Annotated in this window: 22 protein-coding genes; 11 read left to right on the forward strand and 11 right to left on the reverse strand. The window is 53.6% G+C overall.

Annotation, left to right across the window (positions count from 1 at the left end):
• Nucleotides 1-257: 257 nt before the first annotated feature.
• From Pla22_RS10095 to Pla22_RS10115, 5 genes are read right to left on the reverse strand one after another with little or no spacing between them, the layout of a single operon-like run.
• A complete protein-coding gene (locus Pla22_RS10095; RefSeq protein WP_146514504.1) occupies nucleotides 258-2,546 on the reverse strand; it encodes an outer membrane protein assembly factor BamB family protein in 2,289 nt (762 codons plus the stop codon).
• A 27-nt stretch (nucleotides 2,547-2,573) separates the two neighbouring features.
• Nucleotides 2,574-3,650 carry an ABC transporter ATP-binding protein gene (locus tag Pla22_RS10100; RefSeq protein WP_242631913.1) on the reverse strand — a complete coding sequence of 359 codons (1,077 nt, stop codon included), beginning with the start codon at nucleotides 3,648-3,650 and terminating at the stop codon, nucleotides 2,574-2,576.
• The gene (locus tag Pla22_RS10105) at nucleotides 3,647-5,926 is read right to left on the reverse strand and encodes a hypothetical protein (protein WP_165440587.1); all 2,280 of its coding nucleotides are present in this window, start codon (nucleotides 5,924-5,926) and stop codon (nucleotides 3,647-3,649) included. The genes Pla22_RS10100 and Pla22_RS10105 overlap by 4 nt, the downstream gene beginning before the upstream one ends.
• Nucleotides 5,907-6,101 (reverse strand): hypothetical protein, encoded by a 195-nt coding sequence (locus tag Pla22_RS10110; RefSeq protein ID WP_146514506.1) that lies wholly within the window; start codon nucleotides 6,099-6,101, stop codon nucleotides 5,907-5,909. The genes Pla22_RS10105 and Pla22_RS10110 overlap by 20 nt, the downstream gene beginning before the upstream one ends.
• Nucleotides 6,102-6,117: 16 nt before the next feature.
• The gene (locus tag Pla22_RS10115) at nucleotides 6,118-6,447 is read right to left on the reverse strand and encodes a hypothetical protein (RefSeq protein WP_146514507.1); all 330 of its coding nucleotides are present in this window, start codon (nucleotides 6,445-6,447) and stop codon (nucleotides 6,118-6,120) included.
• A 248-nt stretch (nucleotides 6,448-6,695) separates the two neighbouring features.
• Here Pla22_RS10115 and Pla22_RS10120 point away from each other — a divergent pair, with 248 nt between their 5' ends.
• The 5 genes from Pla22_RS10120 (at nucleotide 6,696) to Pla22_RS10140 (ending at nucleotide 11,925) form a co-directional block, all read left to right on the forward strand.
• Entirely contained in the window at nucleotides 6,696-7,019 is a 324-nt protein-coding gene (locus tag Pla22_RS10120; protein ID WP_165440588.1) for an OadG family protein, read from the forward strand.
• A 2-nt stretch (nucleotides 7,020-7,021) separates the two neighbouring features.
• On the forward strand, nucleotides 7,022-8,194 hold the full coding sequence (locus tag Pla22_RS10125) for a sodium ion-translocating decarboxylase subunit beta (protein ID WP_146514509.1): 1,173 nt from the start codon (nucleotides 7,022-7,024) through the stop codon (nucleotides 8,192-8,194).
• Nucleotides 8,195-8,241: 47 nt separating this feature from the next.
• Nucleotides 8,242-10,044, forward strand: a complete 1,803-nt coding sequence (locus Pla22_RS10130) for a biotin/lipoyl-containing protein (RefSeq protein ID WP_146514510.1) — start codon at nucleotides 8,242-8,244, stop codon at nucleotides 10,042-10,044.
• 75 nt (nucleotides 10,045-10,119) lie between these two features.
• Nucleotides 10,120-11,493: a tetratricopeptide repeat protein gene (locus tag Pla22_RS10135; RefSeq protein ID WP_146514511.1), complete on the forward strand. Its 1,374-nt coding sequence runs from the start codon at nucleotides 10,120-10,122 to the stop codon at nucleotides 11,491-11,493.
• A gap of 147 nt (nucleotides 11,494-11,640) precedes the next feature.
• Entirely contained in the window at nucleotides 11,641-11,925 is a 285-nt protein-coding gene (locus tag Pla22_RS10140) for a hypothetical protein (RefSeq protein WP_242631914.1), read from the forward strand.
• 142 nt (nucleotides 11,926-12,067) lie between these two features.
• Here Pla22_RS10140 and ndk read toward each other — a convergent pair whose 3' ends face one another.
• Nucleotides 12,068-12,526 carry a nucleoside-diphosphate kinase gene (ndk, locus tag Pla22_RS10145; protein ID WP_146514512.1) on the reverse strand — a complete coding sequence of 153 codons (459 nt, stop codon included), beginning with the start codon at nucleotides 12,524-12,526 and terminating at the stop codon, nucleotides 12,068-12,070.
• A 120-nt stretch (nucleotides 12,527-12,646) separates the two neighbouring features.
• Nucleotides 12,647-13,786 carry a hypothetical protein gene (locus Pla22_RS10150; RefSeq protein WP_146514513.1) on the reverse strand — a complete coding sequence of 380 codons (1,140 nt, stop codon included), beginning with the start codon at nucleotides 13,784-13,786 and terminating at the stop codon, nucleotides 12,647-12,649.
• Nucleotides 13,787-14,295: 509 nt separating this feature from the next.
• Here Pla22_RS10150 and Pla22_RS10155 point away from each other — a divergent pair.
• From Pla22_RS10155 to carA, 3 genes are all read left to right on the forward strand, one after another.
• Nucleotides 14,296-14,766: a hypothetical protein gene (locus Pla22_RS10155; RefSeq protein WP_146514514.1), complete on the forward strand. Its 471-nt coding sequence runs from the start codon at nucleotides 14,296-14,298 to the stop codon at nucleotides 14,764-14,766.
• A 122-nt stretch (nucleotides 14,767-14,888) separates the two neighbouring features.
• Nucleotides 14,889-16,673: a tetratricopeptide repeat protein gene (locus Pla22_RS10160; protein WP_146514515.1), complete on the forward strand. Its 1,785-nt coding sequence runs from the start codon at nucleotides 14,889-14,891 to the stop codon at nucleotides 16,671-16,673.
• Nucleotides 16,674-16,774: 101 nt separating this feature from the next.
• Complete coding sequence (carA, locus tag Pla22_RS10165; protein ID WP_146514516.1) at nucleotides 16,775-17,905, forward strand: glutamine-hydrolyzing carbamoyl-phosphate synthase small subunit; 1,131 nt, start codon at nucleotides 16,775-16,777, stop codon at nucleotides 17,903-17,905.
• 431 nt (nucleotides 17,906-18,336) lie between these two features.
• Here the strand turns inward: carA and Pla22_RS10170 are convergent, their stop codons facing one another.
• Nucleotides 18,337-20,094 (reverse strand): alpha-keto acid decarboxylase family protein, encoded by a 1,758-nt coding sequence (locus Pla22_RS10170; RefSeq protein ID WP_165440589.1) that lies wholly within the window; start codon nucleotides 20,092-20,094, stop codon nucleotides 18,337-18,339.
• 63 nt (nucleotides 20,095-20,157) lie between these two features.
• Nucleotides 20,158-20,592, reverse strand: a complete 435-nt coding sequence (locus tag Pla22_RS10175; RefSeq protein WP_242631915.1) for an FHA domain-containing protein — start codon at nucleotides 20,590-20,592, stop codon at nucleotides 20,158-20,160.
• Between the two features lie 251 nt (nucleotides 20,593-20,843).
• Here Pla22_RS10175 and Pla22_RS10180 point away from each other — a divergent pair, with 251 nt between their 5' ends.
• Genes Pla22_RS10180 through Pla22_RS10190 form a run of 3 tightly spaced genes read left to right on the forward strand, consistent with a single transcriptional unit; the run spans nucleotide 20,844 to nucleotide 23,006 of the window.
• Nucleotides 20,844-21,893 carry a TIGR01212 family radical SAM protein gene (locus Pla22_RS10180; protein ID WP_146515354.1) on the forward strand — a complete coding sequence of 350 codons (1,050 nt, stop codon included), beginning with the start codon at nucleotides 20,844-20,846 and terminating at the stop codon, nucleotides 21,891-21,893.
• 33 nt (nucleotides 21,894-21,926) lie between these two features.
• Entirely contained in the window at nucleotides 21,927-22,481 is a 555-nt protein-coding gene (locus Pla22_RS10185; protein ID WP_146514517.1) for a hypothetical protein, read from the forward strand.
• Between the two features lie 57 nt (nucleotides 22,482-22,538).
• Nucleotides 22,539-23,006: an ImmA/IrrE family metallo-endopeptidase gene (locus tag Pla22_RS10190; protein ID WP_242631916.1), complete on the forward strand. Its 468-nt coding sequence runs from the start codon at nucleotides 22,539-22,541 to the stop codon at nucleotides 23,004-23,006.
• A gap of 47 nt (nucleotides 23,007-23,053) precedes the next feature.
• On the opposite strand, the gene Pla22_RS10195 is transcribed toward Pla22_RS10190, so the two are convergent.
• Nucleotides 23,054-24,013, reverse strand: a complete 960-nt coding sequence (locus Pla22_RS10195) for a hypothetical protein (RefSeq protein ID WP_146514518.1) — start codon at nucleotides 24,011-24,013, stop codon at nucleotides 23,054-23,056.
• A gap of 479 nt (nucleotides 24,014-24,492) precedes the next feature.
• Nucleotides 24,493-25,506: a hypothetical protein gene (locus Pla22_RS10200; RefSeq protein ID WP_146514519.1), complete on the reverse strand. Its 1,014-nt coding sequence runs from the start codon at nucleotides 25,504-25,506 to the stop codon at nucleotides 24,493-24,495.
• Nucleotides 25,507-25,640: the final 134 nt, after the last annotated feature.

Consider the following 25,640-nt stretch of genomic DNA (forward strand, 5'->3'; position numbering starts at 1 on the left):
GGCAGCAGGCGGTGGATAATTGCGAAATGCAGAATGTCCAAAATTCGCGGATCCTATTGGACGTGGAATCTAGTTCGAGTTCTCGAACCGCTCCGGCACCCTGTTGAACGGCATTGGTAGGCGATGCTAGTTCTTGCGTTCGGCCAATATTGTGCAGCACGCATTGCGACGATCAACTTCGGCTGCGCAAATCACGCTCGCGTGGAAGGTCCATCGGCTATGAAGCTTTGGAAGCGATTCGCGGCGAGGGAGCTTTGTCATTGACTGCTTTGCACTTCTAGGCCCGTTGGAGTGATTCGAGAGAGGCCGAGGCCGTCGCGAAATCCGGGATCGACGATTGTGTCGGGAACATTGATGCGTTCGAAAAATCGAATGTCGGCAGGCCGGTCTGCATGTAAGAACTTTAATGCCTGCTCATCGCTCTTGAATCTCAACATGGGAGGAGTAGAAACTATACCCCAGCCCCAAACGGGAATTTGTTCGGGTCCATAGAGAAAAGTGATTGCTGACACGGTAGGACGCACGGAGGTCGTCTTGGTTATCACATTGCCAATCATCGAGCCGACTACCGAGTCGGGAATGTCGAAGTCCGTTGATGGACCAACACTGCTGGATGGAAAGTTGTTGGGGCGAATGTTCCAGCCAGCGACTGGATCGTGTGCGCGCGGTGGACGTAGCTGATCTCTCAATCGGTTCTCTACATTCTCACGCTCTCGCAATCGTTCTTGCTCGTTCATAGGGACTTGATACCGAACCGGCGTTGGTTCACCTAGTTCAATGACTGCTGAGAGCGCATGAGTCGCGTCGTCAGAAATGGTCCATCCGTTGGCCTGCGCTTGGCGAATCAGGTTGGCCCGAATAACGCTCTCGTCAATGTTGGGTGTTCCAGATTCAGCCTTGATCTCGATCCGGACGGGTTCGGTCCCGTCGAAGATCACGAGTTCGTCGCGTTTGAGGTATTTAACGAATCCGGACGCTTTAGGGCCGGGTAGTTTAACGGCACCCACGCCAAAGCCTCGGGCAGTCGAATGACCAGGTTTTCGTTCTCTTACTGAGGCTGCAAAAAGCAGGTGGCTGTCGACGACTCGGCGAACTCGATCATCACTAAGGCTTCCCGAAACGGCTGACGAATCGAATTGGTATCGCCACAACGGAATGCCTCGATCAATCGAGAACAACAGCATTTCGTCGGCGGTTGTTGACAGACAAACTACGTCGCCATCTAGCCATTTCACGGTGACCGAGGCGCCTGGTTTAAGGAATCCCAAGTCGACCTCGCGAATCGAGTCAGGTTGCGTGATGTCAATTGCAACCATCTTGTTGGACATAACCACAAGCAGGTCTTTGCCATTGTCAGCGATTGCGAGCGCAAGAGCGCTGTTGTTCAGCGAGTAGTGTGTGAGTTCGTTTCCGCTCTCGGGATCGAGTACCCGAACTCGGTCGGCGTCGGGGACGAATAGGTAACGTCGCTGAGGTGAAAGTAGCGGCGTGGATGAATTGCCTCTAGCTTGGTCCGTCACCCAGAGGACTTTGCGATCCTTCAGGTCGTACGCCGTGATTCGCATGTCGGATTGGCGAGCGATGACTTGTTTTCGACTGCTAAACCTAGCCCAGTTACCGGCATCTCGCGTCCGCCGGGTTCCATTAGATAGATTCCAACTGATGATAGGGGTTGGCCTTGAGTCACTCGGCAGGCTCTTCCAAACACTCAACATTGTCTGGCTGCCACCAGGCTCAAGCATGAGCGCCATCTTCGAGCCCTCGTGATAGTCCTTGAGTTGGCTTTGGGCAGGCAACAGATGCATTCTTGACATTCGTTTCTTGCGAATGGAAACCCACATCAATCTGGTAGGGAGCGGATTGTCGTGCTTAGAACTTTCGAGCGACGCGAGAAGCCATTGATCGGTGCCGCCAAGCGGAATGATCGCGCCGATCCGGTCCCATATATTTGCTGATTCAAAGGCGGTTCCTCCTTCGGCTAGTTCGAGTGCTTCACGGATGGGGTCAGCTTCCAAAGGCACGTTGGCACTTGAATCGCTCGCAACAACCACCGTACCGTCGTTGCTGAACGGAACGGCGCGAGTTTCTTTTTCCTGAACTTCAATCAATCCTTGGCTTTGTTGGTTTAATCGCTTTAAGAAGTTCTGGTCTTTGGTTGACAACTTTTCGATCTTGACGGTTACCTCTTTCATCGCTTCGGTGCGTAGCGTGACGTCATCCTTAGATACCTTCAGTAATGCCGCCACAGTTGAATGGTCACCTTCAGCCATCCTCCAGACGCGGCCTCCGTAGATCGCATCGGCTTCATAGGGACGACGGACTCGGTCGAATCGGTAGGAGCCGTTCATGCCGTCCATGAGGTCAGAAAACCTTACTTGGACACCGTAGGATCGGTCGATCTTTATGACGGTAGCCGACACCCAGTCACGACCTCGTTTGACTTCGACCTTTTCTCCCGGGCGAAATGGCATCTGGGCAATGACGGAAGACGCCAAGGCAGCTACCCAAAACGCGCCGATGAAAAGATGTTCAAGACGAAATGGCATGGTCGGGTTCTTCTTAAGGTTGACGGTCTATTGAACCAGTCCCTCGGTGACTTGTAAAAACACGTCTTCAAGACTTTTCTTATGCGACACTATCTCGGCAATCACAAAGCCTTCGCCGATCATCGACGCGACTAGTGAGGCTTGATCGCGAACATCACCCGAAAAGGCAAATCGCAATCGCTCGCCATCGACAATCAATGCGTCGACATCCTCTCTCGTTTTCAACCACGCTGCGGCGGTCTCGGATTGGTCAAGCACACGGATGACGAGTTCTCGCGTGTTGGCTTGCTGTTGCTCAATTTCGTCGACGCTCCCGGTCGCCAACAGCTTGCCTTGTTCGATAATGCCGACGCTATCACATACCTCCGCAAGTTCGGTAAGGATGTGGCTGCTAATCAACACGGTTTTGCCGCGATCGGCGAGTTCGCGAATCATTTGCCGAAGTTGAATTCGGGCGCGAGGGTCTAGTCCGGCCGCGGGTTCGTCAAGAATCAACACTGCTGGGTCATGAATCAAGGCTCGGCCTAGGCAGAGCCGTTGTTTCATGCCTTTACTGAGTCCTCGGATTGGCTTTTCCGCCATGCCGTTGGTGCCGGTAAAGTCGAGCACCCACCGCAGACGTTCGGTTCGCTCGCGACCGACCAGGCCGTAGGCACGAGCAAAGAAGTCGAGGTATTCCTTACAGTTCACGTCACGGTAGGTGCCAAAGGAATCAGGCATGAATCCAAGCCGCGCACGCACGTATTCAGGGTCATTAACGACCGAGAATCCGTCTACAAACGCGTCGCCATAACTTGGCAAGTCAAGAGTCGCCAGAATGCGCATCGAGGTTGTTTTGCCAGCACCATTGGGGCCGATGTAGCCAAAAACATGGCCTCGACGAACCGTAAACGTGATGTCTTGAACGGCTTTGGTGTCACCAAAGAAGCGGTGAAGTCGACGCAATTCGATGCAGTCATCAGAAGTAACATGCACCGAACGCGACAACGGTTCGAGCGGTAGCAAACTGGTGGCCGAGCCATTCGCGTGGCCGGATTTTGTAGATTCGTTTGCCGGAAGATCAGTCTCGTTTCGAGCAGGCTTTCCAATGTCGTCCATTTTCATTGGCCTGCTCCGAGAATCGAGTCAGCAAATTCAAACGTGCCCATCACGTACCGTACGCTGCGAATGATTTCCGCATTATCAACGGCTAAAGCGTCGTCGCTGGGTTCGGCTATGGCGATGAAGTGACCTGGTGATAAGGTTCCACGATTTTGCAGTAGCGATTGTAGTTCAAGTTCTAACGACCCCGACGTGATCGAGCTGTTTCCTGTTTGACTCGCAAGGTCACTGACGACGTTGTAAGTTTCACCTGTGTTCGTCGTGCTGCTGGACTGTTCGCCGGTCAACATGATAGGACGGTTCTCGTTGTACAGATCCCCTAAGACTCTCGAGATGAACTTGGTTTCGATAAGAGCACCGTCCTTGGTTTCACCAGCGGCGATCTCGTCGATCAACCAATGTTGACCTTGCGAATCACAAACAACGAGCTGATCGAGCAAAAACGAAAAGCCATTGGCGACGGAAAGTGAGGTGCGATCGGGTGATTGGATCGTCAACTTGCCGAAGTTCGGGCGCGGTTGGTGAACGACAAACTGAGTTTGTTGGCGAGAAGGTAGAAAAGACGCGTCAAAACGTTGCCCGGTTTCGGTCACCTCTACTCGGCCGATAATGGCGGGCGGAAAGCGATTCTGTTCTTCCCACGATTGGCCAATACTTTCGGGATATCCCATTACTTCGGCATCGGCTGCGAAACGTATGCCGTCACTTGGACGTACTCCGGCGAAGTAAGTTGTACGAGTTCGCTCGACGGCAAACTCGCTTTTGGCGTCGGTAATTGCAATCTGCCGGACCCTGGCCTTGGTTCCGAACCCATCAGCAATGATTCCGTAGCCAAACATCAGCAGCGTCGTCACCACCGCTAGTGCGGGTGCGATCGCAAACATCAAATAGCTGCGGTCACGTTTGGTTGTTTGTCGGTATGCGACGGGGCCGACGAGCATCACAAATGCGGTCAATAAGCCCATAAACGTATAGACCGGCGGTTGGGCAACGCCGGGAATGAGCCAATCGCGAAATCGAACATTGCCAATCATCGGGTCAACGCCGCGTCGCAGTGTCGGCGACGTGCGGTAGCCAATCAGCGACTTAGCAAGTTGCCAATCTGAAATTGAAGACGCGGGCGTCTGGCCAACCACCTCTTCTTTTTCGCTTGCGTTGCCAGTCTCAGGTGCATCGCCTAGCAGGCCTATCAAACGGCCCGAACCGACCATGCAAACCCACACTCGCGATTGCCAATGCTTCTCGGACCTTGTAAGTTCGGATTCCAGTTGGCTGATCGACTTGGAAATTGCTTGATCAAATTCATCGGCCGACAGGTCCAACGAGGGCAGGTAGAAACCCACGTCGCTGTCAGTGCTTCGCCATGACATGTCTTCGATAATAGAAAGCGAACGTCCACTCTTTGCGTCGTTGCTCGCTTGTACTTGAAGTCGTTTTAAGAGCGGCAGCGTGTTTCGCCAGATTTCTTGGCTAACATAAACACTCGTTTGGAATTCCGCCGGAACCAGTGGTGTGTTGGACACTCCCATGGTTTGAGTCGTTTCGTCGGCCGAACGAGCATTCGACACGATCATCGTTCCCCCGAGCATCAGCCAAGCTCGAATGGCGGCGATGGATTCGGGAGCACCATCTCGAAAAAGTTTCTCAAGCGTGCTCTGGTGAACCAGCAGACAGTCAATAGGCTGGTATCCCCGCCAATCCGTTGGCAATTTAACCATGTCATGCAGCGTCAACGGCATCGAGCTGCTGTCGTGGAAATAACGTTTGGCCGCCTGGGCGGTGGGGATTTCTGCTGGTGAGAGCTTAGTCGCTGCCGGGGCGATGTATGCCGAATTAGGAAAGATAAAGTTGGTTGAAACCGACAACTCGTCACTAGAATCCGTAATCATCAGTAGGTCAGATGTGACCTCAGGCATGAGCAAGTTGTTCATGAACCGGTAAGCACTTAACTGCGACGACGTCGCCGCGCCCATGGCAGCTTGGTAGTCAGGAATCGGGCGACCGTCTTCGAGGATAGAAACGTTAGTGAACCGAGTTAGTGCCCACCGAGGAATCAATCGAACATAGGTCTCCACGCGGTTGCCTTGTGAAATTTCGACCGGCACGTCGACCAGCATGTTTCGTTGCGGCGGTGTGACAGCGCCATCGACACCGACAAACCGAATCACTAAGTCACGGTCGGCGGTGAACGTTGCGGTCGAAACGAGTTTGATTTCAACGGGTAAATAGCCCGCCATGTCCATCTGCGTTGCGCGAAGTTCACAGTGAAAACCCGTCACGTTGACGCCAGCGGGCGGAATGCGGGTTGGCGTTGCAGTAGGCGCGATGATCTTCGGTGACGACGCAGGTCGTGTAGTCGAACTGCTTGTTGTTGATGGTGGTTGAGTTGTTAACGTTGATTGCGATTGGCTCGGCAATGCCCACAAGCAGACCCACAGAATTGGCAATATACATTTCGCCCCGCAATGCATCATGGTCGTTGCTCTCGCGGCGGTAAGATTTGGGACGGAAGGGTGTCGTCGGAAAACGGGCTGTCATCCGTTTGTATCTCTTCCGAAGGTTGATACCAAGTCACTGATACACACCATGCGAGCATGAACAGCAAGAGGAAGGCGACGAAGCATGCCAACAAGAATCCGGTGGCAACCATGAACCCGGTTGCGACAACCGCGCCATCGCCAGCCGCACGAGCGATCGCGGCAAAGATTACTCCGAGCGTCATCAGTGCGAACATGGCACGGAAAGAAACGCGGGGAAGCAAACGACTTCGTTGGATCGGTTCAGGCGAAGGAGCGTTCAAGGACGATGTCCGCTAATACAAAGAGAGAGTCGTGTCGAAGAAAAGATGCGGACCCTCACGCGTCGGATTGTCGCACACACTGATTATAGCCATCTCGACAATACGCGGGCGTGGGTGACGACGATCGCTTGCCGGCATTTTTTCGAAATGGACTGGCGGATCTGATCACCTGATTGATGCATCGCCGTTGGCAATCCACTATCCTGTGCGATCTGCTTGTCACTCTCATATTAGATTGCATCGACCTTATGTTGTTTCTCGCCACGTTCTGGCCCGCTTCGGTGACAGGCTTGCTCGCGCAGACTTGGTCAGACGGCACTGCCATCGCCGCCACTGGTCTGGTTATCGTCTTTGCTGTTTTGGTGCTGTTGAGCTTGTTCATTGCATCGCTACCGAAGGTTCTGGCATTTATCGAACCTTGGTTTCCTCAGCCAAGTCATTTGCACGCAGAGACCGCTCATCCCGAAAGTCAGCTTCCTGATGACGAGGTGATCGCTGCGATTGGGTTCGTATTGCATACCGAGATCATGAACCAAACGGGCTCGACTGGCTCGACGGGGACGCAAAAGTAACCATGGATATTCTGTTTAATTTTTTAAACACCACTGGCTTTGCGTCGATGACGTTTGGCAACGCGATCATGATCGTGATTGGCATCTCGTTTATCATCTTGGCAATTCGTAAGGACTACGAACCCCTGCTACTGGTGCCGATCGGCATGGGCGCGATCGTCGGCAACATTCCAGTCATCGAAGGTATGTCGTTGTCGGTCTACGACGAGGTGAAATACATCGCTGGTGATGACGGATCGATAACCTATGTGCCCGGCAGTGTGCTGAGCTATCTGTATTTCGGTGTGAAGCAAGGTATTTACCCACCGCTGATCTTTTTGGGGATCGGCGCGATGACGGATTTTTCAACGATGCTTTCCAATCCCAAGCTCGTGTTGCTTGGCGCGGCTGCTCAGATTGGTGTGTTCGCAACATTCTTGGGTGCGATCGCGTTGGGGTTTTCATTTTCGGAAGCCGGGGCCATTGGAATCATTGGTGGCGCCGACGGGCCAACTGCGATTTTTCTTGCCGCTAAGCTCGCACCACATTTGCTCGGCGCGATCGCCATTGCCGCCTATTCGTACATGGCGCTTGTTCCAGTGATTCAGCCACCGATCATGAAATTGTTGACGACTCGCGAAGAGCGTTTGATACGCATGAAGGCACCACGCAAGGTATCCAAACGCGAGAAGATGATCTTTCCCGTCGCTGCGTTTTTGATCACCACGTTGATCGCGCCGGGGGCAATCGTGCTGCTTGGCATGATGTTCTTTGGCAACTTGTTGAAGGAAAGCCTCGTTACCGAACGGTTAGCCGTGACCGCGCGTACGGCTTTGATCGACATTATTACGATCTTGTTGGGATTCAGCGTCGGTGCAAGCACTCAGGCCGACACGTTCTTAACCAAAGGGTCGTTGTTGATCTTCGGCCTTGGTGCGGCATCGTTCGCGGTGGCCACCGCTGGTGGAGTGTTGTTTGCAAAGTTCATGAATTTGTTTCTGACGGACAAGATCAACCCGCTTGTGGGTGCCGCAGGTGTTTCGGCGGTTCCCGATTCGGCGCGCGTGGTTCAGATGGTTGGGCAACAGGAAGACCCGCACAACTTTTTGCTGATGCACGCGATGGCTCCCAATGTTGCCGGCGTGGTCGGGTCAGCGGTGGCTGCGGGCGTGCTTTGGGCCGTTTTGACGGGCTAACCGTTCTTTAAATATTTCTCTTCCTCTTTAACTTCACACACCTGTCCATGCGTAAAGTCAAGTTCATGTGCACCGCGTTTCGCGACGGATTCCAGTCCGTTTACGGAGCACGCGTCTTTACTCCCGACTTCTTGCCAGCGGTTGAGGCTGCTCGGGATGCCGGCGTTACTTGGTTTGAAGCAGGCGGGGGTGCCCGTTTCCAATCGCTGTACTTCTATTGCAATGAAGACGCGTTTGCGATGATGGATGCGTTTCGTGCTGCCACCGGGCCCGATGCCAATCTGCAAACGCTCGCGCGGGGTGTCAACGTGGTGGGATTGGATTCGCAATCGAGCGACATCATCAAGTTGCATGCTGATTTGTTTAAGAAGCACGGCATGACCACGATCCGAAACTTTGATGCGTTAAATGACGTCAATAACTTGATCTATAGCGGCCAGTGCATCGTTGACGCAGGGCTTCAGCACCAGGTTTGCGTGACATTGATGGAGTTGCCGCCGGGGTGCACCGGTGCGCACGATTCGCAGTTCTATATCTCTCGACTGCAACAGATCCTTGACGCTGGGATTCCCTTTGATGCGGTCTGTTTTAAGGATGCGTCCGGGACCGCAACCCCGGCGAAGGTCTACGAAACCATATTGGAAGCCCGGAAGATCCTTCCTCCCGAAGCATTCATTCACTTTCACACTCACGAGACTGCGGGTGTGAGCGTGTTGGCTAACAAGGCAGCGCTGGATGCGGGTGCCGATGCGATCGACCTGTCCATGGCGCCTTGCAGCGGCGGTACCTGCCAGCCAGATATTTTGGTGATGTGGCACTCACTACGAGGAACCGAGTACGAACTTGATATCGATGTCGAAAAGGTTCGAGTCGCTGAAGAAGTATTTAAGGACTGCATGAGTGACTACTTCCTGCCGCCCGAAGCCACGGCGGTGGAACCGTTGATTCCCTGGAGCCCGATGCCTGGTGGAGCACTAACGGCCAACACGCAAATGTTGCGTGACAATGGAATCATGGATCGCTACCCCGAGATCATCCAAGCCATGGGGGATGTCGTTCGTAAAGGCGGCTACGGAACTTCGGTCACGCCGGTATCGCAATTCTACTTCCAACAAGCGTTCAACAACGTGATGTTTGGTCCCTGGGAAAAGATTGCCGAGCCATACGGGAAAATGGTTCTGGGGTACTTCGGCAACACACCGGTTCCACCGGATCCCGATGTGATCAAGCTTGCGGCTGATCAACTGAAACTTGAGCCTACGAATCGACCTGTCTTAGAACTTAACGACGCGGACCCGACCAAAGGCATCGCACCAGCGACCAAGTCTCTTCAGGACGCTGGCTTGCCGGTGACTGATGAAAACATTTTCATCGCGGCGACGTGCAAAGAGAAAGGAATTCGGTATCTGAAAGGCGAAGCTGAAGTCGGCGTGCGTAAGATCGATAAGAATGCTGCTGCCGCGTCGCCAGTCCAATCCAACGGCGTGGCCGAGTACAATCTCAGTGTCAACGGAAAGGAAGTGTTTGTCGCCTTTCAAGGAAACACGGCCACGGTCGATGGAAAGGCGTACCGAGTTGACATCCAGCCTCGCACGGGGGCGGCCAAATCCGCGACGACGGCTTCCTCATCGGGGATCACCGAGGTCACCGCTCAAATGCCCGGCGCCGTTTACAAGTTGCTAACCAAGGCTGGTGATACTGTTCGCGAGGGGCAAGCGATCATGATCCTAGAGGCAATGAAGATGGAGATGGAAATTCCGTCGCCAATTGCGGGAACGGTCGATGAAATTTGCCCTCGTGAAGGCGAACAAATCGCTGGTGGGCAAGTGTTAGCCCGAATCCGCGGCTAGGTTCTTGCATGGGTGACTCGCGAAGCAATCCGCTCGGGATGGTCAACCTTTGCGTCGTGGTTAATGATGGCGGTTATGTCCGACGAAACATATACCGAAATCAAACTGACATCGACAGATGAAAATCAAGTTGGCGATGATCGCGCTGACCTTGATTATACCGACGATGATCATGCTGAATTAGGCAATCCCGATTACGATCGCGATGACGATCAAAATAACGATCAAAACAACGGACAGGGCGACGACGTCGGTGATGATCCGCGTGACGAAGCTGGCGATGAAATCGTTAGCGGTAAGCGGGTATCGCTGGTGGGGCGATTCGGCGGGATGAATCAGCGCGAAGTTTCGAAAGTCCTGCGATCCTTTGACGCCGTGGTGGTGGATTTGGACGCCAAGGCAATCGATTGGATCGTGGTGGGCGCCGAGGAGTCACCCTTGGCCGATGCCGAGCTAATCGGCAAGCGATTATTGGATGCGTCGGCTGCCGGCGAAGTCGAGATTTTGCACGAAACAGAATTGTGGCAGCGTCTGGGTCTGGTAGACATCGAGCAAACCATTCGACGCTACTACACGCCCGTGATGCTCGCTCATTTGTTGGGGGTATCGGTGCGTGTGATCCGGCGATGGCATCGACGCGGATTGATTACGCCGGTCCGGACACTGCACCGATTGCCGTACTTCGATTTTCAAGAAGTCACCACGGCTCGTCGGCTGGCGAGCTGGATTGCATCGGGAGCCAGTCCGAAAGCGATCGAGCAGCGGTTAGTCGAGCTCGTCGAGATTTTGCCAGACATGCAGCGACCGCTCGACCAATTGAGCATATTGGTTGAAGGCAAGCATGTCCTGCTTCGCAGCGGCGAGGGATTGATCGAAACCGGAGGACAATTGAGGTTCGATTTCGATTCGTTCGATGCAGAGCCTGATGTTTCGTTCTCGGTTTACAATGGCGAGTATCCCAGCGAGGAGCATCCCGCGGTATTGTCGATCTATGATCATCAGCCTGAACCAGATCCGATTGACCCTTTGTTGCAACAAGCCTATGAAGCAGAGGACGAAGGGGACTTGGAAACCGCTATCGACATGCTGCATATCTTGCTCGGTCGCGATGGACCACGGCCGGAATTGCACTTTCAGCTTGGCGAGTTGTTGTATCGCAAGAATGAGGTCCAGGCGGCTCGTGAGCGGTTTTTTGCGGCGATCGAATTGGATCCGGACTTCGTCGAGGCTCGTTGCTCGTTGGGAATCGTGTTGAACGAAGAGCGTCGCTACGAATTAGCAATTGCTGCGTTTCGGGGGGCGTTGGCTTTGCATGATGACTATCCCGATGTTCATTATCACCTCGCCAAGGTGCTCGATAAGATCGGACGCGACATTGAAGCTCAGCATCATTGGCAGCGTTTTTTGACGCTTGCGCCGGACAGTCCCTGGGCAAATGAGGACCTATAAATCGTGTTGGCGCCCCGGCGGCCAGAAAATTCTTAGATGGATGTAAAGATAGACGGGTTATCCGACCGATACCGTTTATGACGAAACATGAAGATTGATGCCCGTGTTATGGAAACGACGTGCTGACCGCTCGTGAAACTCCCCTTCATGGTTCTTCCTCCCACTCAGACTTGGACCGCAAAGGCAACGACGATGATTAGCCAAGGACGCACACAACGCACCTCTACCAGCATCGCTGCAATCGTGGCAGCTGGTTTTTGCATGTTCATGTCGACCGGTTGTCAGGTTTCGCTCAATGGGCAAACCCTGCCGAGTCCGTACTACCTGCAAGACGACGTGCAGTACTTCCCATCGGGACCTGAATTCAAGCTGCCTCGTGAGGCCGCAGCGTTGCAAGAAGCACGCGCTGAAGAAAAAGCAAATCGCCGCTAGCTCCGGCCGCGATCCTTTCGACATTAGTGTTAGGATCGCGTTGCTATCTGGATCACGACGTCGTCTGAGACGTCGCGGCCGCGTCAAAACGCGGCAAGCTAAACCGAGCCACCCACGAATCAAGAATCGTGGGATGAGCCGTCTATTCGTCCGCAGCTCGCATGAACGCGACCATTGCGTTTTCGAACGAACAGAACTCGCCTTCGCTAAAGTACAAGTCCAATTCTCGCTTGGCTGATTCTTCGCTATCGCTGGCGTGGACCAAATTCATTTGGCGGCTGCTGCTGAAGTCGCCGCGGATTGTGCCGGGAGCAGCCTTGAGGCCGTTGGTGGCACCCAGCATGTCGCGGATCACAGTGATCGCTTCAAGCCCTTCGATAGCCATGGCCAGAACAGGGGCGGACGTGATGAAAGATTCGAGCGACGGGTAGAATGGTTTCTCGGCGTGCTCGGCATAGTGCTTTGCAGAAAGCTCTGGTGTCACGTGGATCATCTTCATGGCGATAATCGCAAGGCCTTTTTCCTCGAAGCGGGAAATTACCTTGCCCATCAATCCACGTTGTACACAGTCGGGTTTGAGCAGCACTAAAGATCGTTGCATGATTCGTTTTCAACTCGCGCGGAATGAGGCCGCACTTCGCTAGGGTTCAAGAAACAGGGAAATTCTGATTCTGCGAAGTATCGACCAACGGACCGCGTGCGCGAAGGCGGCTCGCGTGTGCTAGCGGAAGAACGGGTTTTGGCGAACCGCGGGTTGTCGAGATTCCGGCTGTTCGCGATGGGCGACTCGGTCGCGGTCGGTGTCCTCGTCGGCGGGAATTCGCGTGGGTTTTAATGTTTCGCGAGGGCCCGCGGGCAGAGGTGTTTCTGCTGGAGAGGTCACGCTTTGGGACGCGAGTTCCTGGCGTGATTTCGTGGCGACCGGTACCGTAATGGCGACAGGATCGACCGGTGCCGTAGTGGCGATAGCAGCGTTAGTGGCGACGCGTTCTGGGCGATTGTTGGGTTGGGGTAACCGTGTTGGACGCGCGGTGGACGTATCAGCAACCGTCGAGGCCGTCATTGGCATGCGAATCGGCGTCGTTGCTGGGGCGACCGAGGGCAATCGCAATGGCGATCCGTAGGTCTGGTGCAGGTCAGCTCGCGAGAATTGTGGGTTTTCTGTTTCGCCACCGGGAAAATTGCCACTGAGGAGGTCATCAGGGTCGTCGTCTTGTTGTTCCTGCGACCGTTGTTCTTGATCGGATGGACTTTGCCCGGAATCTTCATCCCAGGTCGGATTTGTTTCGTCAGTGGATTCCACCGGCGCGATGCGGCGTGGAGCGGGCAGTTTGGGTTCGGCCAAAACTGGTTGGGCGATGGTTGGTTGAGAGATCGTTGGCTGATTGAGTAGCACGTCGTCGGTGGACGATAAAAATTCATGGTCGGTGACAATGCTGACGCCTTCGCCTTGCACATTCCAGTCCGTCATCGATTCGTAGCCCATGGCCGAATCGCAATTTTCTGAACCATCGCAAGGCGCGGGGCTAGCCGGGCGTCGAATTCGATACTGAGTCGGGTGAATGACGTTGGATTCGTCGAACTTGTCATAGAACGTCATGGACTTCAAATGATTGCGGCGACGAATCGCTCGCGAGCTGACCGGCGGCAAATCGCTGCATGGCCGCGCACCCGAACCGTCGCAAGCGTGATAGCCATCACCCCATCCAATACCTAGGTAACGACCGGTCCGGTCGATCGGTTCCTTGCCAATGCCGACGATGAGCCCTTCCGCCGAAACGTAATTGCCCGAGCTGAAGCAAAGAGCTGCCAGGGTAGAGACAAGAAGTCGTCGTCGATTGCGGTTCAGTTTCATTTTCATGCTTTCGATCAGATGACGTGCAAACGCATTCATCTCACTGGGCTGTCGGTTTATTGATCGCCGCCGGAACGCCATGCGGACGGGTTTCGTGTCCTAGCAACGCTCGTGTCTTAGCAGCGCTCGTGTCCTAGCAACGCTCTTGGGCTGAGGCCAATCTTGGATGGGGCGTGTTACGGCTCGCTTGAATGACCGCAAAGTCAAATACCGCATAGTCAAAAAAGCGAGACATCGCAGATTTGGCGCGACCGATCCAATCCCATCAATCGGCCGCACCGACGCCTTCGCGTTGGGCCGGTACGGGCTGAGGGGGCGGATTTTCTTCCGATGGGATCGCTCGTTCGGATTGCAGAAGTTGTGACGACGGCTTGGACACTGCCCTCGGGCGGCGGGGGGGGAATTCGCGTGAAGATGACCACGATCGCCAGTTTTACGAGCTAAGGTTTCACGGAACCTCGATTCCGGTTTCCTAGTAGTTGCGCTCGAATCCCATTTCAGAGTTTTACAGTCCCATGCATCAACGCTCACAAATCCTCGTTGATCCCAAAGTTCAGTGGTCCATTGCCGGACGGTTCATAAGTCACTGGTTACTATTCTTGGTTTGCTTGGTCACCATTGGAGTGATGGTCCGGGTCATGCTTGGTGCCGGTACCGTTGGCTTTTCTGATTCGTTCCGAGAAGGGATTTCTTCGCAGTGGCCCGTGATCGGCGTGATGGTGATTTTGCTGCCTGTTTTCGTGCTCGACACACTCAAGCTGAGCAATCGGTTCGCTGGCCCAATGTATCGGCTGCGAACTGAGCTTCGCAAGCTCGCTACCGATCAACCCGCTCGTCCGGTCAATTTTCGAACCGGAGACTTTTGGCTTGAAGCCGGCGGTGACTTCAATCACGTTTTGGGGCAACTGGACCGACTCAGAGCAGAAAATGAGAGTCTTCGCCAACAACTTGCGAAGTCGCCATCCCAAGTCGAAACGCTCGTTTAACTACCGCCTGGATCCCGGTCCGGTCGCATTGACCGAGAATTTCATTCAAACCGGCCTACGCCCGAAGTCGCCACCGCGCCATAATAGAAGGATACGCACATCCTTCTTGACGGACAGCTTCTATGACTTCGGATCGTTTTCAGCCCCCAACCGCTCGCAATCGCAACCTATCGGTCAAACGATTGTGGGTGTTCAGTCTCGCGATTGCTTGTTCTAGCCCGTTGCTGGTGGCGCCAATCGCTTACGGCCAGGACAACGCGACCGTTCCGGCGGTAAAACCTGCTGCCGAAGGACAAGCCGATCTTGATGAGGCGATTGTCAAACGAATCGGTGCTGATACCCCTCAGGCACTCGAAGCGGTTTCGGCACTGCTTGAATCCGCGATCAAAAAGGGACTGGATGAAGAAAACCAAGCGTTCGCTAAAAAGATGCTTGGATCGGTTTTGCTGCAGCGAGCCGAAAGTCTGATCGCGACCTTTCCCCAAGCTGCCGATCAACGTGGCGGGTTGAGTAGTCGCCAAATAGCTATTCGCAGCGAAACGCTCGAGATTCTTGCTCGGGCTGTGGAAAATGATCCGGAACTCGTTGAAGGGTTCTTGCTGATTGCACGTTTGCATCTGATGCCCGGTGGCGAACGAGAAGAAATCAAAAAGGCGACCACCAGTGCGATTGGGTTGCTCGATGACGAGCCCAAGGAACAAAGTTCGGCTTACGTTCTGCGAGCGCTCACGAATGAAACGGACGAAGGCAAGCTCGCGGACCTGGACGCTGCTTTGAAGGCTGATCCTGATAACAAAGAAGCGATTCAAATGCGGGCCAGCATTCGTCTGGATGCCGGTGATATTGAAGGAGCAATTGGTGACCTCGAAAAAGTGCTCGTCGAAGATCCTACTAATACCGCTTTCGCCGGCAGCGTGATTCAGAAGTTGGTTGATCGCGATCGTGTTGCTGAAGCTCGCGAACTCGTCACCAAGATGCTCGCCGCTAAGCCAAGCGAAGGGATGTATCGCATGCGGGCGATTTTGCACCGCGAGGAAGGTCAACTCGATGAAGCGATGGCTGATCTTGATAAGGCGATCGCCATGGCTCCCAAGGATCCAATGACATTGTTGCAGCGATCTGGGCTCGCACTCGAACGCGACGACTTAAGGTCCGCCAAAGCTGATTTTCGTGCTGCGATTCAGGTCATGCCTTTGATTGCCGAAGCCGATGAAGGAATCGAACTACGCATGCAAATCGCCATTGCTGAAAAGCGAAATGCCGATGCAATCAACGATGCCAAATTGCTAGTCGATCGTGCGCCCGACAGCACCTTTCGGAAACTTCGTTTGGCCACGCTGTACACCATTGACGAACGGCCACGCAAAGCGATCGAAGTCCTTACCGATATTCTTGCCGGTGACCCCGAAAATGTTGGGGTGCTTCGCACTCGGGGTGACGCTTTGCTGAGCGTTGGCGACCATAAAGCAGCGATTGCTGACTACGAAAGTGCGATTGCCGCAATCGGAAACCTGGATCCGCAAGAAGCTTCCAAGCGAGATATCGACGAAGCATCCGGGTTGTACAACAACTTGGCCTGGGTGCTGGCGACGTCCCCGAACGACGATATTCGAAACGGTGCAAGAGCTTTAGAGCTGGCCGAAAAGTCCGCTGAGCTAACCAATCACGAAGCGCCTCACATCTTGAGCACTCTGGCTGCGGCCTACGCCGAGCAGGGCGACTATGAAAACGCTCGGAAATGGAGCGGCAAAGCGGTGGAATTGGCAGCCGACCAAGAGCACAACCAATTAGAGCAGCTCGAGGAAGAACTGGAAAAATACAAGCAGAACGAGCCTTGGCGAGAAAAACAGGAAACTGAAGAAAACGCCATCCCGATCCTTGATCCGGAAGACCTAATCGACACTTGATTTGCCAGCCTGAGCCCGCACCACCACTCGCAAGATTTGCCTGGTCTGATATTCTTCAAAGGTTTAGTTTTTGTAATCTCCTTTGAAAAAAACCTCGCGACATGAACACCGCCAAACTTGCACTCGAAGACGGTTCCATTTTCACAGGAGAATCCTTTGGAGCCCAAGGCGAAGTGGACGGCGAAGTCGTCTTTAACACCGCGATGACCGGATATCAGGAAATCCTGACCGATCCGTCCTATCGCGGCCAAATCGTCACGATGACGTATCCCGAAATTGGCAATTACGGCGTCAACAGCATCGACGTCGAACACGCAAAGCCATCCTTATCCGGCTTCATCGTTCGTGAAGTCAGCCGAATTTACAGTAACTATCGCGCCGAAGGTGACCTTGGCGCTTATCTGCAGAAGCACAATGTGATCGCTTTAGCAGGGATCGACACTCGCTCTCTCGTTCGAAGAATTCGCGAGATGGGGGCAATGCGGGGCGTTATTTCGACAACGGACCTCGACGACGCGTCGCTGGTCGCCAAAGCCAAATCGGCACCCGGACTGGTCGGTCGTGACTTGGTGCGTGAAGTGATGTCCAAGGAAACGGTGTCCTGGGACGAACGTCTGGACGATTGGTCAGCCGCGGAAATCAAAGGCCCTCACGATGCCGGCGTCGGCAATCATGTCGTGTGCATGGACTTTGGCATGAAGTGGAACATCCCTCGGCACTTTGCATCCCGAGGCAATAAAGTCACCATCGTTCCCGGCGATACCAGCGCCGAGGATGTGCTGCGTCTCGAAGCGAACGGCGTCTTCTTGTCCAATGGCCCTGGAGACCCCGAGCCGCTTGAATACGCGCACAAGACGATCAACGAATTGATTGGCAAGGTTCCGGTGTTCGGTATTTGCCTGGGACATCAACTGCTTTCGCTCGCATGTGGAGCTAAGACGTTCAAGTTGAAGTTCGGTCATCGCGGTGTTAACCAACCGGTGCTTGACCTGACTACGGGCAAAGTAGAAATCACCACTCAGAACCACGGCTTCGCGGTCGAGGAAGAATCACTTCCTGATGAACTCGAGATCACGCATCGTAATTTGAACGATGATACGATCGCGGGAGTTCGCCATCGTGGCGAAGCTGCGTTCGGCGTTCAGTATCACCCGGAGGCCGCTTCAGGCCCGCACGACAGTGGATACCTATTCGAGCGCTTCCAGGATCTGATGAAGAGCCCGGTTTCGTAACCGGAACGATTCTCGTTGCATCGCGCTTGATGCACGAAAAAAGGCGAGGCCGATCCCGAAAGACCGACCCCGCCTCGCACGGGGGGACGCTTAATATCTGGTAGTGAATCATGGTGTCGTTCGCGTCCCCGACACAACCAAGATTAGTTCGTTTCCGTCCGAAGTGAGAGCATTCAATTGAGGAATTGAATGTTTTGCCCAAACTGCCTAGAGGGCCCACTTTGGATATGCTGGCATTAGCGATTATGCGGCGTCGGCGCGGCTTTCAGTAGCCTTAGAAGGGCGCGTTTTGCGAGTTTTCGCGATTTTTTGCGTCCGCAAACGGGGTACATCCGTGACCCTATGGATCGTTTGCGATCAAATGTGCTGCGCGCTAACGTGCTTGGGTGACTGGCATCGGGGCCAGTTGAGGGTGGTTTACCCGAGACCGGTTACGTCACGTTCTGGCCCATCCGCTCGGCCATTTTCCTGAGCGTGTCGCTGGCGTCACCCTCCATCAAAACCGCCTGGATCAAATGAGGACGCGTGATGTCGTCCCAGGCGTTCTGTAAGGCGGCCTCGTAGCCGGCCTCATCGTCCACGACCACCGCATGTCCTTTTCCGTAGACGTCAAAGAGTTTGGCGTAATTCCAGCGATGCACTTCGTTGTATTTCCATTCGCCAGCGTGTAGATACCGCTCCGTGCCGTAACCGTGATTATCCAATAGGATCACGATGGGGTGATGCCCTTCACGAACCAACGTACTGAGTTCCTGGCCCGTCATTTGAAAGGCACCATCACCAACAAGTACGACGACTCGATGATCGGGGCGAGCCTTTGAAGCACCCAGCGCAGCCGGGATGCTAAATCCCATCGAAGTGTAATAAGCGGGTGATAGGAATTCGCCACGATCGTGGATCGTTAATTCCGTGGACGCAAACAAGGAATCCCCCACGTCGGCAATCACGATCGTGTCAGCGTCAATCAGTTCGTTCAGCTTTCTCATCATGCGACTGGTTTGCAACGGACGTTTGGGATCGTCGCTTGATCGCGTTTCTTTAACTGCGTCGCGTTTCAACGCTGAGATATCACGTTTGCTCGCGGTCGGCGCACTGGCATGCAGTCCGGACAAAAAAAGCTTCAGGTCAACATTGTGATAATGGTGATGAGAAATCCGAAGCGTTTCGCTGGTCGCGTAGACGCAGTGGTCCGGATCAAGCTTGGCGGAATAGATTCCTAAGTTGATGTCACTCAAGAAAGCGCCAAGTAGCAGCACCAAGTCGCTTTCCTCGACGAACTGAGTCACCTTGGGATCACCTAAAGCGCCTTCGTAAAGTCCAACGAACAACGGATGTCGTTCGCTGACAACGCTCTTGCCCAGCATCGTCGTTGCGATGGGAATCCCCGTGGTTTCAGCCAGTTTGAGCAATTCGTCTTGCAAACCAAAACGGTGGATTTCTACGCCGGCCACGATCACTGGTTTCTTGGCCGACGTGATTCGTTGCGCGGTTTCCTTGATGGCTTCGGCGGTTGCCTGGGCATCATTGGTTCTTTCGGGCCGGGCAAAGCGATGGGTCATCGGGGGCACAACGTGCACCATGTCGCGCGGCAGTTCGATGAAGACAGGCCGTTTGTAGCGATCGCAGGCATCGAGCACTCTGTCGATTTCCGAATAGGCAGTCAGCGGATCGTTAAGCTCTGCGGTCGCAATCGTGAACTTTTCAAACACTTCAACTTGGGTTCGAAAGTCCCGAACCATATGGTGAAGTAACGCACCATGAGACCGTTCTTTCATGCCGGGTGCACCAGAGATCACGACGACCGGCGACTTTTCCGCGTAAGCACCGGCGATTGAGTTGCAAACACTAAGGCCACCGACACAGTACGTTACGCAAAGAGCGCCCATCCCGCGAAGTCGAGCGTAGGCATCAGCCGCAAACCCCGCGCAATCTTCTCGGGTGCAACCGACAACATTGATGGGGCTCTTTTCAAGCTTGCTGTAGAACGACAGCACGTAGTCGCCGGGAATGCCAAAGACGTCGTCGATGCCATAGTCTCGCAGTCGCTTGATCAAATAGTCGCCAATCGACAACTCAAGTCGCGCGTCTTCCGAGGGAGCCGAGCCCGGTTCTGCTGCAGAACAATTCTCGGCAGCCCGTTCTCTTGCGGGAACTTGAGCCGCCGAAACCTTACTTGAAGACAAATTCATGACGAAACCTCTCGCTTCGGGAATGACGAACGGTCGACTCCCGAAGTTTACCGTCTTCGTCAGCTATTCGTCTTTGTTTTTTCCTCGCTTGCTGATCCCGGCGCGGTCCATCAATGAACTCCGCATCAATTCGTCCATGTAGTCATCATCAGCCGGTGGTGGGCCGTAAGCGCCCAGCATTTGAGGTTCGTATTCCACCACGTAGTGGTGCTTTGCGATGGAAAGTTTGCAGCCGGGATCAAGTCGCTTACGCATTACGGCGCGATCGTCTACCTTGGTTCCATTGCGGCTGTTTAGATCTCTCACGAACCAATAGCCCTGTTCCAACGACATCCGGCAGTGTTGGGTGGACACGTTGGGAAACCTCAACTCGATGTCGACTTCACCCCGACGTCCGATCAACAAACGATCCTTGACCAGCGGGATGGGGTCGCCGCCGCCGCAGGGCGTCAGTTGACCGTAGGGCCCAGCGTATTCGGGCATATGTTCTTCGGGCACGGGTGGTTCTCAAGATAAAGTGAAATGATCAAAACGGTAATCCATGGCGAGTTCACCGCTCGCACATCTATATTCTGACTCGTATCCCCCCGTTGGCAACACTTCTAGTGACGACATTTTTGATTCCCATGGTCGTTTTCTTTCTGCCACTACCATTTTCCAGTTAGGCCCCCGTGACGAATAACGAAGCCGATCGAGCTTGTCTGCCCGAAAGTCCCGCGTTGCCAGGACACTCCGGTTCACTTTCTTGGATGGATGGCGAGAGTCCGATCAATGCCTTCGGTCGGGCTCTGCAAAATCGGTTTGGGGGGCGGATTCAGCGGGTCAGCATTGACGCCGGGTTCACGTGTCCGAATGTCGATGGCGCCGTCGCCAAAGGTGGGTGCAATTTTTGCGACAACCGTTCGTTCAGTCCATCGCGCCGCGTGCGGCTACAGCAGGTGAAGACTCAGTTGCTATCTGGGATTCAAACGGTCCGTGAACGTTACAAGAAGGTTTCCGGGTTTATCGCTTACTTCCAGCCAGCGACCAATACGTACGCGCCCGTCGAGCAGTTACGTGAAGTGTTTGAATTAGCGTTAGGTCTTAACGACGAAATTCAAGACGAGATTGTTGGGCTAGCGATTGGCACTCGTCCAGATTGCGTTCCTGAATCGGTATTATCATTGATTGAAGAGCTGGCTTCACAATCGTATGTCTCTGTGGAATACGGCATGCAAACGATTCACGACGCGAGTCTTGTTTGGATGAACCGGGCTCATAGCCATGCGGACATGATCAACGCAATCGATCGCAGTCGCGGTCGAGGGTTTGAAATCTGTGCTCACGTAATTTTGGGCATTCCCGGTGAAAGTCACGCGATGATGATGGAAACGGCGATCGAGATTGGTGTTCTGGGATTCGATGCCATCAAGCTTCACAACCTTTATGCCGTTCGCGGAACTCCTCTGGGTGAAGAAGTGCTCAGTGGTCAGACGAAAATGATGGATCGTGACGAGTACGTGCGAACCGTTGTCGATTTTTTGGAACGGATTCCTCCCCAGGTGATCGTCGAACGAATTAGCGGCGATGCCCCGTCTGACTTCTTGATCGAACCCAAATGGTGTCTGGAAAAATCTTCGCTAAGGTTGTCGATCGAAGCTGAATTCGCCAAGCGGGGCACGCGTCAGGGTTCCCAGTATCAGCCTCCGGGACTGCCGCCAGAAAAACGTCCCGTGCCCGCCGATAAGACTCCGGCCTCCATTCGCGAGCAAATCGATCGCCGTGGACGGTTGCCGGTCCTGAAAATGCAGGATCGCTAGGCACGAAATCACGCAGGCGTTAAGTTTGGTCGCATGGCAAGAGTCAGTATAATTTTTGGATTGCTTCTGTGCGGCCTTTCGGCGGCGGGCATGTTGACGAGTTTGGTCAAGCATCCTATTCAGTTCGTTCCCTTGATGTTCGGTATCCCCGTGCTGTTTTGCGGCGTGGTCGGTTTGAATCCGCACCGACGCCGCATTTCGATGCACGCCGCGGCTGGACTTACGACCCTAGCGACAGTGCTTGGTTTGACTCGAGTGACAATTCAGTTTGTTACCGGTGCGTTGAATCAGCCACCGGTTGGGCTTCAGGCCGACCCTCGGTACGTCACGATGATGGCATTTGCAATGGCGATGATTGGATTGGCATTCACGTTGATCCATTTGGGGGCGTTGTGGCAGGGCTCGAAGCGACGCCAATTGCTTTTGGCAAACCCCATTGAGCCGCATGCGATTGCATCGCTCGTTCCGACACCGCCAACAGCTTTGAATGCATCGGGTGCGAGCGATGGCGACCATGCCTATGCGTCGTCGAGTTCAGGTGAAACGGAATTGGCGGTCAATCAAGTCACTTCGTCACTCGATCCGTAGCATCAACTTGTGTTCGATGCTTTGATTGCTGTTCCCAACACTTTCCCCTGTAAGACCATGCCAACGTCCGATGCCGAAGGCAAATCCGAACCAACAGGCGGAGCAGCGTTTTCAGCAAAGGTCCAACAATTGCTATTGGCATTGTTGGATGATCAACTGCTTTATGGTCGCGTGCGTGATGTGTTGACGCAGTTGCCGGCCGAAGTGATTGAGGACTTTTCGGAAGATCCGCGATTTTCAATCACAAAGCTTCAGCAAAACGCGTCTGGCAAACAGACGCTTTGGATGGCACTACCATCGCATGACGGCAAAGGTAGTCGCTGCGTCGTTCTCAAGGCGCGACTGGCGTCGTGCGACCTTAAGTTCAGTCGCTATATCATCGCTCACGAACTTGCGCACGCCTATTTGCGAAACGGAGTCTGGCGTGAGCATACCGACATTGAAGATGCCGCCGACGCACTGGCGGCGCACTGGGGATTCGAAAAGCCCGACCGGCTACAAGTACGCAGCATTTTTCCGAGTTGAGTAATCAATCGAAAATGAATGTCAAAGTCCTGACGAGGCGACTTTTGTCAGGGTGAGCTTGAGTCGCTTTTCTTTTCCGCTTCGCGAAGGAATAGAACGACATCATGCAACGAGTCCCATCGCAACGGCTTCACGTGGGCGTTGGGTTTGCTCGTCATCCAGTGGAAGTGGGACTCAGTGGTTCTTTCACCAAGTTCGCCCTTGCCAGGTATTTCGGTGGGTCGGACTAGAATGTTCGTCATCAAGATTGATTCAATGCGCGGCTCATTCGCATCGGCGACGTAGTTGACTTCTGTTTCCCACCGCAGGACAGCTTTAAGTCCGTGAATTGATTCCAGTGATTGAACACTTCTAACTCGGTAGTCGCTTGAATCAACCAGCCAGTGGAACAATGCGTATGAGTCTTTGCGGTAGTAGATCTTCGCAGTCAACCGAATTGCATTTTCATTTTCCAGTGGACTCACATTGCAAACCGTGTCTTCAGAAAGGAGACGTGCTTTTAGTTCTCTCCATCTTTTGCGACCGCCGATTGATGGAGGAAACTCTCGGTAGGTCCATAAGTCGGGTGTCGCGACATCCGACAGCATCAATCCCGAATCAAAATTCGCTGTTTCAGTCAATTGACTCGTAAGTCCAAATCCAGATATCGTTGAGACGGCGTCTCTCGATACATTTTGACCGTAGATTGCAACTTCGTTTTGGCCATCGGAAGTTTTCTTTTGCTCGGAAGCGAAATGAAACAGCGCTGCGAGTTGATCGAACTGGACCCTGACCTTCCTGGTTTCACCGAACGCGAACGAATTTGGCCATTCTTCTGACGCCTCAGTCGTCACAAAAACATCGATGGGACTGATCGCAAGCTGACCAGCCATGGAGGCTTCCAAAATGCTCACAAGTTCTTGGTTGGTTGTTAGGTCGTGATTCTCTTCAGCAACCGTAGATGCCTTGGGGAATCCGAAAACCAACAGAGCGATCGGCAAGATCAGCGCTGAATTAAGAAGCTTCATTTCGTTTCAGTCTGGGAAGTTGCCAGTACAGACAGTCCCACCATCATACTGTGCGTTGAAATCGGGGTGCCCCTTAGTCCATGCAGTTGCCGTCTTGCAGACTCCAAATTCGCAAGCGGTACTACAATCCTGGTACTCATAGCAGTAGACGATATTGGACTGCAGCATGGGCGTCTTGACTTTAGTTTCCCCGGTTTCGGTGTTGGGGTGCGAGGGATCCGATGGAAAGGCTTTTGCCACTATGATTGGAAGATTCGGGTACGTCCGCGGTACCGCGCAATAAGCGTAGCCGCCGCCCTGCATTTCCATGTATGCGCACTGGGTTGCGGAGCATGACGAATCCTGGACAGGCGAAGCTTCGCTGCACGGGATATTTCTGATTAGAAAACAAGCTGCGTGGGAACTTGTGTTACCAACGATAAGCAAACACAATACTGCGAAACAGAGTCGTTGCCTCATGACACTTCTCATTGGGGTTGTCATCTCAATGTCCTCATGGTTGGTGTTGTAAAACGAAGATTGAATATCTGTGTGAGCTTGGCACCTCGGACGCGGACGGATAGCTCACGAGCCTGCCTGTTCGGCAAAGGATCGGTGCTTGAACTCGGCACCTTCATGTGGAACTCAAGTTTCTTGATTCCCCCGCCCAGCGATTTAGTGCCGATACGCAGCGAACTTGGCCCGTCAATCACATCGACGATAGGCTTTGCATCAGAGGCCTCGCATTTCAAGAACGCAATAGCGATCCAGCCGTTGTCGTCACCCTCGCCTCTTCGGAAACGAAGCGAAAGTGGGTGTATTTGAAATGCTCTTCCGCTGCTCAAGCTGACCGGGATCGTGAGAAGCCCTGATTGATATTCTGTCGTTAAGGTGATCTTGCCCACATAGGGGTAGTCTGATGCTTGGGTAGGAACATCAAGCTTGCAATCCAAACCGCTTCTATTCCAGTTCATCTTGGTGGTCAATTTAAACTTGGAGGGGAAGCCAACGAGTTCGACGAAGGGTTCCGTTAGCGACTCTTCAGCAGCATTGGATTGCTTTTCGCCAAGTACGATCGGGATGAAGAACTCAACTGAATTCTCTTTCTGCTTCTTAGAAAGATCGACGAAGCGTGCTCCGAAGCCAAGGTAGCTATCCAGCAAGATGTCGTACGATACCATTGCATCAGGGAGGCCATTTGAGATTAGCTGGAAACTTCCCCCTGGGGTCTGGGAATGAGAAAACTCCGATAACTCCTGCTCAATCGTGAATACAATTTTCTCGCCGGGTTCGACATTCCCACTCGTTGGTTTTACATCCTGACAAGAACACGACTTTTCAATCCGATCAAATCGGAATACTTCCGATGTGGCGTTTGTGACAGATGCTTGAAAACGGACGACGCGACTTTCAGCCTGAACTGTAATGCTCAGTTTTGCCATCGCCGGTTTTAGCGGATTCGTTCGAATCAATGCGCCTTCAACAGTTGGTGGAATTTCATCGCCAGCGATCACGCTAAGTGAAAAGCAAGCGAGCAATGAAAAACAAGCCAAGCAGCTTGAGTGTGAGCCCATGTTTCATTTCCAGAAGGTCTAAACGTGCTTGCCGCCAACGATCTCATCTTAACGGGGGGGGGGGGGGCGGGGGG

Source organism: Rubripirellula amarantea, from assembly GCF_007859865.1.
In the GTDB taxonomy this organism is placed as follows: Bacteria; Planctomycetota; Planctomycetia; order Pirellulales; family Pirellulaceae; genus Rubripirellula; species Rubripirellula amarantea.